Source organism: Deltaproteobacteria bacterium (assembly GCA_017302835.1).
Taxonomy (GTDB): Bacteria; Bdellovibrionota; Bdellovibrionia; order Bdellovibrionales; family Bdellovibrionaceae; genus UBA2316.
On record JAFLCC010000017.1, the window covers coordinates 1 to 15,189 of the forward strand.

The window sequence follows — 15,189 nt, forward strand, 5'->3', positions numbered from 1 at the left end:
AGTCCATTCCTTGGAACTCCTTTTAATTTGAAATTGCGTAGTAACAAAATCAAATCACAAGGCCATGGAATGGGCAATTTTTGACTCATATCTAACTAAATACCCCGTTCAAATCCCGTGAACCCTACTTAAGAATCTTTGACTTCCTCTGGTTGCATTCCTAAAGAAATTGATTTGAAACTATTGACGTCCATCCTTGGTGACTCCTTGTCTTGGTTGGTTTGGTCACCAATAATCAAAACAAGGAATCTAGTTTCATAGACAGGCAAGGATAAATTAAGAAAACCCTTGGTTTTACTTAAGTCCTATTGATAAGGACAGTTCACCCACTGGTTGTTGCTGATGTATTTCGCATCACAAGCTTGCATACCTTGTTGGATTGTTGTTCCACCAACAGAGAAATTAGCTTCCACAAAAGCCTCACCTGCAGGCGCAGTGCAATCCCAAACTTGATCCCCAGTAAATGTCACAGTGGCTGCTGCATTGGGGGCATCAGGAACAGTTCCCGCATTGGCAGCCGTATAATAGTCACCACTGGAAGCGGTCCCTAAATTCATCTTAGTATCGCCGTTCCAAGAGACAGTTCCTGATTGCGTAAATGGCGAACCCACGCTGGGGGTGTAGGACATGGAATATTTCGAACTGCCGTCGCCGATGGCCGTGGTTGCTAGTGATGTGGCATTGATTATCTGAGCGATGGTGAAAAATCTGTTCTCAAAAGTGTTTCCACCAAAAACACCCTTCATTGCAATCGACATATCAATGCGATTGGAATATTGGTTCAAGTTGAGTGTATTCACAAAAGAGCTTCCACTTTGGCTATAATACTTGTAACCAGAAATATTTTTGCTGCTCCAAGCGCCGGCAGTGAATGTTCCCGTGGCTGTCATGCTGGACCCAAAGGTCGCGCCGGATTCAGAACCCAGGTATTTCGAACTCACGGTAGCGGTTTCACCAGTGAACGATTGTTCTATATACTCGCTCTGTACTGGCACCGTGGATGTGCCGCTGAAGCAAGACCACATTTTGAAGCTGGATATGGTCCCATTGCTTTTCACAATTTGAAACTTGATTTGAGGAGTGGAATTGCGGTCACCGCCCCCCTCGTTTGGCAAATTCACCAACTTGATATAGTGAGGAAGTCCATCCGCCACATTCAATGTGCTGGGGATTACATCAGCGCCTTTCATCTTTCCCATATAACACAAGATTTTATCTGGCGATGCGGCCTCTCTAAGAATCTCTTTCACATTATTGACATTTTCACACATAGGCACAGACATTCCTGAGCTGAAGGTGCTGGTAGCTACTGTTGCTAATGGGACACCTGTGGTCGCGGCTAGCGCAGAATTGAGTCCCAGAGCCCCTGAAGACACGCTTGTTACTGGGCCTGTCACCTCGGGAAGATTGGCAAAATCATTGGTTGAGCTCCCTGATGCCACTGCGGTTTCTGACTTCTTTGTGCAAGCTCCTAGTCCCAATGCCATACTGATGACTAGAACTGACGCCAAGGACTTTTTATGCTTTATAAAATGATTCATTTACGTACCTTCCATTCTTAATTTGGCCCATGATTGAGCCAGACTTAAGTTCGGGAGATAAGTTAAATACTTGAGAGCCATTATGAGAAATAATTCTAAAAATTTGTTAACAAGAATTTGAACTGATTTGAGACAACCCAGGTTCTAATTTCAAAATAAATATTTCACTTTGATCCTTTTGCGTAAATTGCACAAAAGATTGAACAAAATAATATGATAGATTTCATACAAGCCCTAGGTGAAAAAATCCTGGCATTAGGGAAAATGTTAATAACTTGCAGTGAACTTCCTGGGATTTTGACAGAGATTATAATTCCAAAAAATTGATTCGCTGTTTTTTAAAAAAACGAAATCAACACTGTTATCTCTCATTTGCAAAAAGTATTCAAAATGATTGAATTTATTCACATAGCGTTTCTCTTGAAGGTTATACCTAATAGGGAGGACAAATTGATCATAATTTACACTTTTAAGGACATTTTCTGAAACAAGGTACTGAATCGCGTTTGGTTTTAGTGGGCCATATAGCGAAACTTTCGGCGAATTGAGCATGATTTTAAAATCAACGTCACTAGCTTGATCATCTTGTGATAAAATGAGTTGATTTCCATGATGATCATAGCAAATCAAACGAATATTTGATTTTCCATGAGCCTGCACTTGAATGAGAAAATTCGTCAATATAAGCAAATAAATTGAAAATCTTAACAAATTCATCATGGTTTCCTCTTGAAATGTTATGAACTATTTCTGTCTATTTTCTGTATATTAAAATTTAGGATACTCATACTGCCTTATTTTAGACAGTAAAAAGTATATAGATTCACGAAAATTATAGACTTGCCTTACAATGGGACAGTTAAAGCAATGGGACATTGCTAAAGTTAAGGGAATTTCTTATTCAAGGAATATCTTTGCACCGATTTTAATAGGTGTCACTCACCATCGTTTTATTTTTTTCTTTTTAAAATAAATAAAACTATTTTTCTTTTTAGCTTTTGAATAGGATTGCGATTTCCAAAGTATAAGTACTTCCTTACCATTCTTTTTTTCTGTAAATCAAATTGAAGAAATCTTGGCGCCAATAGATTACTTTTCTTATGAATTAAAATTTGTAATGCTTCGGCTCCTGTTAAAGCTGCACATAAGTTAATGGAAGGAGCTAATGAAGGGCCTTGTTGCTTTTCGATATTAACACTTTGGCTATCTATTTGTCCCAATTGCAAAAATGAAGGACAAGTTCCCACAATAAATGCGACAAAACATTCTTCAAAATTTCGGCAACTTTTAAAGTCAAAATATTTTTCAAATGACATTGACCCTGGTCCAAAAACATGAAGTGTTCCCGTCAAGCCTAAGGGCCCAGAGGCAATAACAAATTTTTCTTTTTTGCTGCAAGCTTCATATAATTTCCTTCGAATAGGTATGGCAAAGGCATCAAGTCCATCTAAAATGATATCAACTCCATTCAAAAAATCCGACAGGTTTTCGTTAGTTAACCCTTTTTCAAAAACAGTTACTTTTGCTTTTGGGTTGATTGAAAGTATCATTTCTTTTATTACCACTCCTTTTTGTCTTCCAAGAGTGGAAATAGTTGCTCCCGCCTGACGATTCATGTTTGCAGGTTCGAAAATATCAGGATCAGCGAGATAAAATTCACCTACTCCCATTCGTGCAAGGGTGATTGCATGTGCACCACCAACTCCCCCAACACCAGCTATGCCCACCTTTGAGTTTGAAAGAACAAGTTGCTCATTAGTTGAAACAATTCCAATATTTCTTGAAAACAATTCTTCGTAGGATGGAAGTACTGAACTTGAATCATTAGACATTTTTACTTAATACCTATGATAATTCCGTGATCACGAGCTAAACGGGTATGCTGAATGGAATGAAATCCACATTCGGCGAACCAGGCCTTATATTCTTTTGCGGTATAAAGCATTCCCAAACCGGTGGCAATTCCTAGAAAATAAGGCGAGCCTACGGCTGCACTCAGGGGGCCACACTCATTATCATCTTGAAACATATTGAATATAATAACTCTTCCCCCTTTTGGAAGAAAGCTATAACACTTTTTGAGTAGCTCTTTTCCCTTTGACTCTCCCCAGATAGTGAAAAAGTGACAAAACATTAATGAATCTGCACCTGCAGGAAAAGGAGTCGAAAACGCGTTCCCAATCGAAGTGGACACTCTATCAGCTAAGCCTTGATGTTTTATATTTTGAATAGCAATATTGCAGACAGTCTCTGAATCGAACACCACGGTCTTTAACTGTGGCCATTTTCTTGCCAAGGCTAATGCGTTTGTCCCATCACCCCCTCCAACATCTACAAGTATTTTAACTCCATTGAGTTCAAGGTGATTTGCCAGTTCTTTATTGGCATGCAAGGAAAGTTCTTGCATCGCTTCTTGAAATATTTTCTCTAGTTCAGGGTCATGGGCCAGTCGTTCATATAAAGTCTTCTCATTTCCTGGAATTTCTTTTAAACCGACATTCTTATATTCTTTTACCGATTCTAAAAGCCAGTACAGACCTCTATACATAACTCTGTGTTGCAATTCAATATAGGCTATCACTTTTTTAGGACTGGAATGAACAAACAACATATCTGAGAGATAAGAGTTAGAATAACGAGAACCCTTTTTCTTTATAAAACCTACAGATGTCAATCCAAGTAAAATTATCCGAGTTGGTTGAAGTTGAAGAGAAAGCTTCTCTGCGATCTCCTTTAATTCAAGAGAACCATTTTGTTTTAACAGATCAAAAAGCCTTAGTTGAACCGCAACCCTTAATGTTTGAAAAAAAATATGCCCACCAAAAACAAGATAGAACTTTTCTATTTGTCTTTTAAAGAAAACTCTTTCAAAAAGGTAGTTATAAATTCTATGAAGCATCATTCCTCCGATTGAAAAAATCAAATCAATTATGAAACTGCAAAATGATTTATAAATGAAAAGTTAGTTGTTTATATCTTGACTCACAATTTATTTTTTTTATTATTGAAACGTATTTTGAAACGAACGCATTCCTAAGGAATTTTTTGAAATCACAACTTCCAAAGCATCCTCTTCTGATAAATGCAATTAATGCTCGGTTATTCCAAAACATTGATAAGGTAAATCTATTTTGTGAACGATATCAAAGGCAAATTCAAAGCTCGCCTGATCCTTGGGATTTTTTTCATTTCCAGATGTTACGTGCCTACTCTATAAGCCTAGACGAAAATGTCGACTCGCGTTTTGAAATTTATAAAAAACTGCAAACTCAATTTTCTGAACTGAAGCTTTCTGATAGTTTTCTTTATCTGTATGAGCTTTCAGGCGTATTTATTCGACGTCGACAATATCATACGGCACTTGAATACTCGCTATCCGCGGAAAAAAAATCTTTTGACACGAATAGTTTTTACTCCACACACATAAACTCTTTAATCTGTCAAGAAGCCCTTGGTTTTGATATTTCTGAAAAGATTAGCAATCTTCGAAACAAAATTAAGAAAATTCCAAAAGAGACTCTCAACCAAAAAACTTTTTTAGAATTTAATTCTCTGCTTTTAAGATTCTACTTTCGCGAAGGCTTATGGACTCAGATTTATAACTATAAGGGACCTTCCATTTTTTATTTTCTTTGGTTAAAAAGACTTCCACAAATGAATTTAAAATCTAGCAATCTGAGTTTTTCACTAAATACCCTTCAACCTTATGCTCGATTTATTTTAAATACCTTGCAATTTCGTAGAACAGCAGAAGACCTTCACAACCCACCTATAAATCATTGGACAGATCGTCTTTATCTCTGGACTTGGACTTCATTGAGTCAACCTAATAAAGTTAATATAAACTCGGTGATTCAATTACTTGAAGAGTTTCCATTTGAAAAATTTATTTCTTCACTAACTTCTGAAGATCAAATAATGTTAAGTCATTGTTTAATTTTAGTGTCCTTATTTGATCCTTCTTCTCAAAAAAAAGCCTTCCAATTTATAAATTTATTGGGTCCTTTAAATTACAAAGGGCATCACTATTTGAATCAAGAAAGAAGATTCATTGATGATTTAATAAATTTGAGTCTTCATCTTCCTATGAATTTAAAAAGTGATCTTCAAAATATCCTCCCTTTCTTCCGTCAATTTCAACCATTAAAAAAATCAAAAGTTAGAGAAATTCTACCGGGTCTTTGTTTGAATTCATTTACGCCAATCAAATTCAACTATTCAAAAATAATTTCTCATTTAATCTATGGTCGCTTGTGGGATCCGATTTTTAAAACTTGGATTTCAAGTGAAAGTCTAGTTTTAAGTTCCCATTTTTTTCTTAATATTGAATCTAACACTGCTGCAATCATGAATGATTTTATGGAATCTGTTTTTGGAATTTCCTATTACGATGAACTTATTCATTACAGAAAAGTTTACAATGTATTATCTAGGTTAAAATCAATTCACAAGGGATCCTTTGATTTTAGCATAAGACGACAAGTGATTCATTTTCAAATGAGAAAGGAAAGATATCAACTAATTAAAGGAGTTTCTCAAAATGAATTTGATAAGAATGCATGGAGAAAAATTTTGACGAGAACTTGTAAGGCTCGTAATGCGACAGAGTTAAGTAAGGTTATATATGAAAAAATCTCGTCTCAACTAGAGTTGAATGGTTTCCAAAAAAGGATAGATTTAGAAAAGTCATCTGGTTTGAGTAAAGCTAAAACCATTAGAATTATCAATCAAATGATTGAAGATGGAGTTGTTCTTCGTCAAAACTCTGGAAAAAAATCACTGTATAAATTAACAAAGGCGTTTAATTTCTCTTAGTCCTAATATCTGGATCACTCTTTTTTGGAGTCAATTCGCTCAACCCTTGAAAAAAACAACAAAAATCACAGTCTGACTTCCTTTGAACTTAGTCCCAGTTTTTTTAATACCTTAGAGATTATAGTTTCCAAAAGAAACCGTCTTTTTACAGCGAGCTCCACAAGTTCAAAAACATTTCGCCAGTAAATGGGATCGTTCTCGCGAAAGCGAATCATTTCAGAAAATTCTGGTTCGAAACTGCAATAGCCGATGGTTTTAATGTCAATAGCTGTCATCACCGCAAGTACTTGATTGTTAGTCAAGATGGGAGAAGAATCCCGTTTCGGTAGTAACTCCTGTAGCTCTTGATCGTCCTGCACTGAACTTTTATCAGGCCTCCACGCTAAGAGGGGGAGTATATAGCGAGGAATCTTTGCTTTGTCTTTCCCTGTTCCATCCCAAAAAAGCTTTTGATCCTCCTCAGAAAATATTTCTTTAATTTTAAAACCTGATCGTCGTTCCATTCGGTCCAACAACGTCCGCGAACCCATGTCCTCGAAAGGCATTTCAAAATAACTATGAAACTGCATGATCTGTTCTTGAGCAAAATCGACGCCGGCCAATACTAAAGGAATGTCCATGAGATAAGCGTAATGAAAACCTAAAAATTGATTAAGGGTTCCATCCATTCGATCAACAGTTTGGTAACTCCCTTTCTGTCCTACATTCTGAAGGGTATAACGATAGAGAGTTTTATACACCGAAGAACTTGGCTTGTAGCGAATATGTTCCAGATTCAATTTCTGAGCGACCTCTAAGGATCGCTCAAGAGCTACGGCACTATAAAAACCATTATCCCAGGTCATCAGCAACAACCGAAGTCCAGGATAATCACGTTTGAGTCGATGCAACATGTAGGTGCTATCCCTGCCTCCACTAAATAACACGATGGCATCATATCGACCTCGACCTTTTCCTTGATAAGCTTTAAGAAGTTCATCAAGAGCCCTGGCCTGATGAGCAATGTATTTCTCATGCCATGCTTCTTCTTCTTTGTTCTTGGTTCGGTTGTAATCAGCACAAAGATTACATACCCCGTCAGTTAAGGTCACATAGGAGACACGAGATGAAATAACACATTGAGAACAACGCTGGGCTATCATCTTAGTAAATAACCATCGCACTCTGGGCCAAATTTTTTGAGCCACAAAATCGAAGAATCTAATTTCGCGAACTATCTGCTGATCAACGTTCATATTCCACTCCATTCATGCACTCGTAAGTGAGTTGAACCTATCTTGAGTCCATCCAATTCAGCAATGGCACGATCCACATCTTTCACCCTCACCAATGCATAGGGTTCAAAGTGAGGGTTTATCCAATCGGCAAAGATCTGTATGTTCTCTTCTGGCCCGTAAGGTAAAATTAATTCTCTAATTCTTTTTTCATCTGCCCTAAAAGGCAAAGCACCAATAAAAAGACTCTTCATTATTTAACTCCTTATTCCATAGCGTCCTGGTGCTATGATCCCTTGAGGATCCCAAGCTCGTTTGAGTTTTTGGATAGACTCTAACCGTTCCTTAGGAATTCCATATCCTTGAAAAACAATTCCATTACGATAACAATTAATTCGCTCTTTCCTAAATTCTGAATGAAGCATTCGATAGGCCCGATGAGCCCTTAGCAGCTGTTCCTGATTTGATTTATCAAAGGAAATATTTAAAACACAGACCAAGTGAATTTCATCAATCAAGGTCATGGTAATGGGAAGCTCAAATCGAAACTTTTCAAAAATAGGGCGAACCAATCTCAATAGTTTTTCAGCTTCTTGAGGACAAGCTCTGATAACTGGACATATCCAAATAAGCCCTAAATCTGTTTTGTTTTGAGTTTTCCACTGTATGTGTTCATTGGGGCGAGCAGAGGGAATTCCCTCGCACAAAGAATAAATATCTTCAAGCGACGAAAGACTCCTCTCAACATTTTGAAGATAACTTGGAGAATTGAAAAAAAAGAGGCGACTGAGCCGGCGTAAAATTTTAAATCGACCAGGGTTGAACATCTTCACCTGTCCATATTTTCCAAGCCTCGTTTTCAAAATATGCATGGACTCCTTCACTTGGATTTGGCTCCCATAAAGCCCACCCACTCCTGCCCACAGCGGTGTTCGCATCAATGGAATTTTTAAACGCTCACGGCAATCAGCGTCTGAAAGGCATTGTTCCTTTCCCAACTCCGGTGGAAAATGATTGGTGGACATAAAAATACGAGTGGCATTAGCAAAGTGAGGCAAACTTCGAATCACTCCGAGCTGGCGAAGTTCTCTTAAGACAGGAAGGACCTCCAAATAATTTTCTTCCTTAGAAATTTGCAAGGTGTAGGTAACAATAACTTCAGGCCTACGAAAAAGCGGAAGTTGTAAGGCCGTAACAATTCCAAAGTTAGACTGAATAAAAAGCGGTGCTAAGTTTGGTCCCATCGTTGGAAATCTTCCCGTATGCAGAACTTCCCCTGATCCCAAAACAGCACGCAATGAAAGCAAATGGTCACGATGATTTCCCAAGGGTGTGTGACCAAAACCGCCATCGAGTGTATTCCCAACCAAACTGGCTTCGGGTGAAGCCCCGGTTACATCAGCCATCCAGTCCTTGGCATTCTGCCTTAAAAAACTAACCAACTGCCCTTGGCTAACTCCTGGCTCAATGGTGACGGTACCACCTTCGATGTCCAAATCTAGAATTCGTGACATCCGCTCTAAACTCACTACGACTTGATTTTTTTTGACCGGGGTCATATCTCCATAGCCCCTATTTCGTCCTCGACTTAAAGGGTACAGCGGTACGCTCCATTGCCCTGCCGATTTGACAATACTCAACACGTCAGCTTCACTCTTCGGAAATAAAATAGCAGGAACGCGCCTATTCACACCTAAAGAGTTTTGCGAAACCTGGGCTAGGAGATCTACATCCGTGATCACCTTGTCTTCCCCAATTTGCTCTCTTAGAGTTTTCAGAAATTCTTCCACTGAATCTATCTCCTCCTAAGAAAGCCTTGCATCGAAGAAAAAAAGGAGCAACACCAATCCATGAGTTACCTTGTGATCTTTAATTAAAAATGTTGTTGAGTGTTTACAAAATCATCCTCGGCGCAACAGGAGGAAACACTATTTAGTTTGAGTGAGCGCACAAAAATCAATACTCAGTAAATACACGTCATCTGGTTCTTGTGTTTTATAGGTCAAGTCATCAACTTGATTTTCGAAACTACGAATGAGCCTTTTTATTTCTTCCATTTGAGCATGGTTCAAGGCAAAAAAATGTCTTGCATGGTGTGATCGTTCTCTGTTTGTTCCAAGAATGGACTTAAGCTTTCGTGGATAAAGAGATTTTTCCATCCTCCTGCAAAACAATGCCTTATCGCCTTCGATTTGAACCGAATAGTTTTCATGTATTTCTAACTTTCCATTCACCATCATCAACGCTCCCTCCATGAGCAATTCATCAACAGCTTTTTTTACATGAGCTTTTCTCATCCCTAGGGCCTTCGCTATCCAATCAAAATTCACACGAAAGTCTTTCAGTTGCGTCATTCTTCGAATAGTGAAGTGATACCAACTCCAATAGAAAGGGTTTTTAACAGTTAACTTTTTGGTCAAGATCCCTTCGCTATAACGATCAACTAGAGCTTGAGCGGCTGCCTTTTCTGTAGGGTTTTTTCCATAACGAGATTCGACCAATGCTATAAACCAATCTAATTTTTCATCTTTAAATCCAAGCTTAGACCCTATTTTTAAGGTCATGGCTCTACTGGATACAGCTCGTGCGGAGAGAATTCGACTTAACCGTGCCGGCGAAATTCCAAGATCTCGGGCAAATGCACGCAAAGAATATTTTGGATTTCTTTGTGTGCGACTTTTTAATTCCCCTCGAAGAATTTCTGTAAAATCATTAAGGGGCTCCTTCTTCAGTTCTGAATTTATCATCTGTGTATTCAAGGAGTATGAATTACCCCTTCCTTTCCTTATGGGACTTTGCCTTGCTGCCCTCATCTATATTTTTAAGAACAAAATTAACGAATTCTTTTTTAAAGTTTATCTTGAATTCCTTGGAATCAAAAAAAGGATTCATCACCGTCACCCTGATCAACATTAAGTCTTTTTTTTGGGATTGTTCATTATTACATTTCCACTGTTGACTGAGCTTTTCAATATAAGCCGAGTAACTTTCATATTTTAAAATGGTTTGTGAGACAATAAAGCCCTCTTTTTTTTTCGCCATTTTATTCAATAAGCTTTTTGTTTTTTTATTTACAGATAAGAAACTATCTCCCTCCGAGGCCAAACAAAAACACAAAATATTTAGATCTGTACTGTGAGCAATTCGAATCCCTGGATGGGATTCTCGTAATAAAATCTCAAGATCCTTTTTGGTCCGCAAAGTTCTTTTAATTATCTGTCCTAAACCTTGGGAATTTAATGGAATTGATTTCGCAGTCATCCACATCGCTGTGGCCCCCGTTCCAGGACGAGATCCCTCTAGGGTGTAAGGACCTCGATCTACTTTTTCTTCATAGACAACGTAAGGGCCAAAAAATGATTGCAAATAGTAATCCTCTCTATGGGCACATAAAAAAGCGCCACTCGAATAAGGAACGTAGCCCATTTTGTGGGGGTCAATGGTGACTGAGGTTGCTAACTTCATTGCCTTTAAACTTTGAAAAGCTTTCTGAGTAAAAAGCTTTGGTTCCGTTTTAAGGGTCGCAAAAAAACCTCCAAAGGCGCCATCTATATGGCACCAGGTGTTGGGCACTTTGTTTTTTTTGAGCAACTGAAGAATCTTATCAATAGGATCCACAAAACCTAGCTCGGTAGTTCCAAAAACGGAAACAATCATCTGAATGGGACGATTTTCCTTTTTCAGCTCTCCTAAATCACGATCTAGTTTTTTTAAATCAACCTTCCCATCGGCATCAAGATCTAAATAACGAACTTGCTCGGGATCCAAACCTATAAAAGAGCAGCCCTTCATCCAGGAATAATGTTTATGCTGTGGAATCAGCACCACGGGGTCGTTATTTTGAGTTCCAAACATTTCTTTAAAATAGATTCGTTTACTCTCGCTGGAGTTCAATTCTTTTAATGATTTTTGAAATTGCCTTCTAATTTCTTTTTTTAAAAATAATTTATGAAACCTTTTCCACCCACAAGAGCTGGTTTGCCATAACTCATTTTTCGTCTTTAGAACTTGATTTTCCGTAGCCAACATGAGGGCCCATAAAAAAATTCGTTCTTTCGACCTGATCAAAGATTCAAAATTAGCAACTGTTCCACCCGAGGTGAAATGCCCATGATTTCCTTTAAATCCAATCATTTGATTGAGCCAACCAATCGCTTCATTTTCAATTTTGATCCCCACCTTTGCCGATTCATGGGAAATGATGTTTGGATTATGAAGCAAGCTGATAAAGTGTCCTAGTAAAGCAGGCAAATTAACTTCAGAAAACATATGACCAATATAACGAGGTGAAAATTGAGGAACCTCTTTTTCAAAAAGAGCCGCTAAATGTTTAAGATTTTCAGAAACAAAATTTTGTTTATTAATAAACTCCTTGAGGTTTTGGTCAAAAGCACTGACCGCAGGGCCATCATAGGGATTAAGCTTTTTTCTCCATAAGAACCAATTGTTTAAAATGCCCAACATTTGTTCTAACAACCAAGAACTATTCTCTGCCTTTGGTCCCAAGAAAAGGCTCTTCATGGAAACTTCAGAGGGATAACATTTTTGATATTTTTTCATATAAAATTTATTTCACTGCACGTTTAGTTAGCTAAATATTTAGCTAACTAATGGCCAATTATTTAGCTGTGGAACTTTGATCAATTTCCCCATCATTTTGCTGTTTTGAGCTTCTGGCAAGGTAGAACTTTTCTAACTCTTCGCGAAAATATTTTCTTTCAAATTTTCGAAAGGATTCATACTTTACCTGAGATCCTAGAATTTCTATGACTTTATTCGCGCTTTCGCTTTCAATTTCCTTCATTTTAGCCAAACCTTGTTCTAGAAAATCAGTACGGATGGTTTCTTTTTTTTCAATCAAATTCTTGACGAGAGTGTGCGACATGGCCACAATTTTTATGGATTTTTCTTCTTCAATTCTCCATGTTTTCAAAAGATAATCCATCGCCGCCTTGCCCCACTTGTCATGATATTTGTGGTTTAAGTAAAGCTCTGTAAATTGGTCTGTGTACAGCACAAGATCCACATAGGACTCCTTCACTTCGGGGACTCTGGCTGGGATAAATTTTTTACCTATTAAATCTTTCTTGTTTTGCTCTGCTTGCTCTGCGATTCTTTCACTCACAGGGGTCTGTTTCTCTTTCACGTAATTATAACCAGAGCTCCCTAAGAAAAACAAGAGCATCCCCATCAACATTCCGCCCCCAACAAACTGCTGACGTTGTCTTTTCTGTTTCGACAATACCAAAGTGGCATCTTTCTTTAATTGCCCTTTATCTGAGTCCGTCTCTGCCGATGTGGCGGCTGAATGTTCATCAAAGGTGTTAACAATTTGCTTATAAATATTTTCAGACAGCTGAGCAAATTGAGCCGGCGGCATGGTTCCAATAATTTCTTTTTCAATAGAACGATGAATCTCCTTCGCTATCGTTTCTTTATTCTTATAAATATCGCTTAACATCGTTTCTTTCATGGTGTTTAGCTTATCTAATTCGAGAATTTTCATTTGATTCACTTGTTCTTGCGTAGCCTTCTGCATCTTCTGTTGTTCGATAATTAACTGTTCTTTGAATAAAGATTTTTTGGCTTCAAAATCTTTTTCCATATGAATGACGTTTTCTTGCTGCGCACTCATCTCATATCTCATCTCTCCCAATTTCTTTTCGACAATTCGGGTTTCATGGATGACAGCCTCTTGTTGCTTTAACAAACGGATATTTGATTCTTTAAGCTTATCTACTTTCTCCTTGGTCTCATTAAAGTCTTTTATGATCAGGTCATTTTCATTTCTTAACTGAGAGTTGTTTCTTTCTAGACTGGTATGATCTACTCTTAATTCTTTAACTTTAGCTTCTAATATATTATTCTCGTCAATTAGATCTTTATTTTTATATAAAAACTCGTCCTGTCTTTCTTTCAACCATTGACTCAACTCTTTGTTTTTCTTTTCTTCTAACTCTTTAATCTCGGCTGCTTTGAGTTGCCATTCATTTTCTTTCTTTTTTTGTTCGGCCTTGATCCACGCTTGGGTTTCATTTCGTTTGTTTGACTCAAAATTCCTTAATTGAACCTCGCGTTCATCCCACTCTTTTTGTAATCGAGATTTAGTCTCCTCAACCCAGCTGTTTGTTTCTTTTACCAGTTTTTCATTCTGTTCTCGTACTGATTTCTCTTGATGCTCAAGCTCTTTTAATTTAGCTTCCTTATCTCTGTTAAAGTGAAAGTAAAACTCTTCTTCCTTTTTTTTCAGGTTTCCTTTGAATTCAGAAAGTTCATTGTTTTTTCGTTCTTCTTCAAGTTCTAAATCATTATAGCGAGAGGCAATGTCTCTCTCTGCAAACTCTTGTCTTTTTTTAAGTCTTGATTCAAAATCCTCACCTTTTTCAGCAAGCGATTTTTCAAAGGATTCTCCTCTCAATCGAAGCTCTTCATCTAGCGACTTTCTTTTATCTTGTTCTTCTTTTTCAAGTTTTGACTTCAGACTTTTTCGACTCTCATCAAGAGCTTTAATTTCATTTTCAAGTTTTTCAATATCTTTTTGCAGCAAAGATATTTCTTTTTTCTGATTATCTATTTCAGACTCTGAGTCCATTTTTATTTTTTCAATATCACGATAAGCGGCCGCAATTAATTTTTCTTTTTCTAACTTGGCATTTTCTTCTGATTCGGCCAGCAACACATGCATCTTTTTTAATGCCTCTCGTTCTGTTCTTTGCAATAAGCTTTCTTTCTCTGACTGAGCATCCTTTAAAATACTATTTTTCAATTCCTCAATTTCAATAAGTGACTTACTTTTTAGCTGCTCCATTTCATTTTGTGAGAATTCGCGCATCAAGGAGGCTTTTTGCCTGGCCTCCTCGACTATTCCATGGGCTAAGGTCTCGTTCCTCTTTAACATTTCCTGAGCTTTTAACTGAGCCTCTTCAAGCTTTAATTTATAATAATCATCCGATTCTTTTTTAAATTCATTTGCCTTGCTGTAGATTTCTTGAACCTTAATCTCTGCATCGTTTTGAGCGTCATTGATAAGACCAACGCCACGTCTTTTGGCGTCTTGGACAATTTGAGTCGCCTGGGCGGAGGCCGTGGATAAAATTTCATTTTGTTTTAACAACATCTCATTTTCAATGCTGACAGCTTTTTGTTCAGCAATTTTAATTAATTTATCATGCCCTTCCTGCGCCAACTTAACGATTTTTTGCCCTTCGGCATGAGCCCCCTGAATCACTCGAGAAAGTGATTCTTTCTCGTCCTTAGGCAATTGGCTCTTAACAATTTCATCTTTTTTAAAACATTTCTCTAATAAATTAAAAGACAAATAAATTTCAGATTTTCCTAACTTGACTTTATCTCCAGGCTCGACACTGATTGTCTTTTGCGAAGGGATTTTTTGATCGTTTACAAATGTACCGTTCGCTGAACCTTGGTCTTCAACCCAAATTTTATTATGTTTTAATGTCACGATCAAATGAATACGGCTAATATTCTGATCACTAAAGGCCAAGGTGGCATCTAAGGATCGGCCCACCGTAAAGGTGCTATCGTCAACTATTTTATAGTCAACATTCTCACCTTCTTGAACCGTGACAATAAAAACCTGAATCGACTTTGCCATAAAA

At 37.6% G+C, this 15,189-nt stretch carries 11 protein-coding genes; 1 reads left to right on the forward strand and 10 read right to left on the reverse strand.

Annotated features, from left to right (window positions below; genetic code table 11):
- Nucleotides 1-305: 305 nt before the first annotated feature.
- The 4 genes from J0M15_14335 to J0M15_14350 form a co-directional block, all read right to left on the reverse strand.
- Nucleotides 306-1,541, reverse strand: coding sequence for a hypothetical protein (locus J0M15_14335; protein ID MBN8538228.1), 1,236 nt, complete (start codon nt 1,539-1,541; stop codon nt 306-308).
- Between the two features lie 267 nt (nt 1,542-1,808).
- Nucleotides 1,809-2,261, reverse strand: coding sequence for a hypothetical protein (locus J0M15_14340; protein ID MBN8538229.1), 453 nt, complete (start codon nt 2,259-2,261; stop codon nt 1,809-1,811).
- A 230-nt stretch (nt 2,262-2,491) separates the two neighbouring features.
- Complete coding sequence (locus J0M15_14345; GenBank protein MBN8538230.1) at nt 2,492-3,373, reverse strand: ThiF family adenylyltransferase; 882 nt, start codon at nt 3,371-3,373, stop codon at nt 2,492-2,494.
- Nucleotides 3,374-3,375: 2 nt separating this feature from the next.
- A complete protein-coding gene (locus tag J0M15_14350; protein MBN8538231.1) occupies nt 3,376-4,440 on the reverse strand; it encodes a methyltransferase domain-containing protein in 1,065 nt (354 codons plus the stop codon).
- Nucleotides 4,441-4,586: 146 nt separating this feature from the next.
- On the opposite strand from J0M15_14350, the gene J0M15_14355 reads away from it, so the two are divergent.
- The gene (locus tag J0M15_14355; GenBank protein ID MBN8538232.1) at nt 4,587-6,356 is read left to right on the forward strand and encodes a hypothetical protein; all 1,770 of its coding nucleotides are present in this window, start codon (nt 4,587-4,589) and stop codon (nt 6,354-6,356) included.
- Between the two features lie 65 nt (nt 6,357-6,421).
- On the opposite strand, the gene J0M15_14360 is transcribed toward J0M15_14355, so the two are convergent.
- The 6 genes from J0M15_14360 to J0M15_14385 all read right to left on the reverse strand — a co-directional run bounded on the left by J0M15_14360 (nt 6,422) and on the right by J0M15_14385 (nt 15,185).
- Nucleotides 6,422-7,591 (reverse strand): hypothetical protein, encoded by a 1,170-nt coding sequence (locus J0M15_14360; protein MBN8538233.1) that lies wholly within the window; start codon nt 7,589-7,591, stop codon nt 6,422-6,424.
- Complete coding sequence (locus tag J0M15_14365; protein ID MBN8538234.1) at nt 7,588-7,824, reverse strand: RNA-binding protein; 237 nt, start codon at nt 7,822-7,824, stop codon at nt 7,588-7,590. Before J0M15_14365 ends, J0M15_14360 begins: the two co-directional genes overlap by 4 nt.
- 3 nt (nt 7,825-7,827) lie before the next feature.
- Nucleotides 7,828-9,360, reverse strand: a complete 1,533-nt coding sequence (locus J0M15_14370) for an FAD-binding oxidoreductase (protein ID MBN8538235.1) — start codon at nt 9,358-9,360, stop codon at nt 7,828-7,830.
- Nucleotides 9,361-9,498: 138 nt separating this feature from the next.
- Nucleotides 9,499-10,317, reverse strand: a complete 819-nt coding sequence (locus J0M15_14375; GenBank protein ID MBN8538236.1) for a TIGR02147 family protein — start codon at nt 10,315-10,317, stop codon at nt 9,499-9,501.
- Nucleotides 10,318-10,339: 22 nt separating this feature from the next.
- Complete coding sequence (locus J0M15_14380; protein ID MBN8538237.1) at nt 10,340-12,130, reverse strand: hypothetical protein; 1,791 nt, start codon at nt 12,128-12,130, stop codon at nt 10,340-10,342.
- A gap of 58 nt (nt 12,131-12,188) precedes the next feature.
- On the reverse strand, nt 12,189-15,185 hold the full coding sequence (locus J0M15_14385) for an FHA domain-containing protein (protein MBN8538238.1): 2,997 nt from the start codon (nt 15,183-15,185) through the stop codon (nt 12,189-12,191).
- Between the last annotated feature and the right edge of the window lie 4 nt (nt 15,186-15,189).